At 64.0% G+C, this 553-nt stretch carries 1 protein-coding gene; it reads right to left on the bottom strand.

Annotation, left to right across the window (positions count from 1 at the left end; translation table 11 throughout):
* On the bottom strand, window positions 1-296 hold a 296-nt coding region (locus tag AWB74_RS45225; RefSeq protein ID WP_143749583.1), incomplete at its 3' end, for an SDR family NAD(P)-dependent oxidoreductase.
* Window positions 297-553: the final 257 nt, after the last annotated feature.

Here is a 553-nt window from a genome sequence, read left to right as displayed (position 1 = left end):
GAGACGCCTGCATTGTTGATCCAGGTGTCGAAGCCGCCGAAACGCGAGATCGCCTCGTCCGCAGCGGCTTGCAACTGCGCGCGGTCGCCGACATCGGCCACGGCGTACGAGACACTATCCCTTCGGTCTCGCGACAACTCGCTGGCGAGCTCGGAAAGCGCCTTCTCATCGCGAGATATGAGCATCAGCCTGGCGCCGCGTCGGGCAGCGGTGCGCGCGGTGACGAGCCCGATTCCACTCGTCGCGCCCGTGATGACGATGACCTGTTCGTTTAGAGGTTTGAGTCTGATTCGCATGGTGCACTCGCTGCGTGAGAGGAATCCATGCGTTCAAGCATTGCGCGTTCCTCAGGCACGCAGGCGGGCGCTATCACAGCGGCACGCTGCGTGCCGGCGCCAATCGCAAAGACTGCGGCGATCCCGTTCAACGCGATGCAAGCATCCCGATGACCAGACCCGCGACCGCGGCCAGCGCGGGATCGCTTTCCACGGATTGTCGTGCACGAAGTCATCGGTCGTTTCGGAGGCCGCGCGGTATCGGGTCGCCATTCCGT

It is taken from the genome of Caballeronia arvi (assembly GCF_001544695.2).
Lineage (GTDB): Bacteria > Pseudomonadota > Gammaproteobacteria > Burkholderiales > Burkholderiaceae > Caballeronia > Caballeronia arvi.
This window is presented reverse-complemented; position numbering and strand designations above follow the sequence as displayed.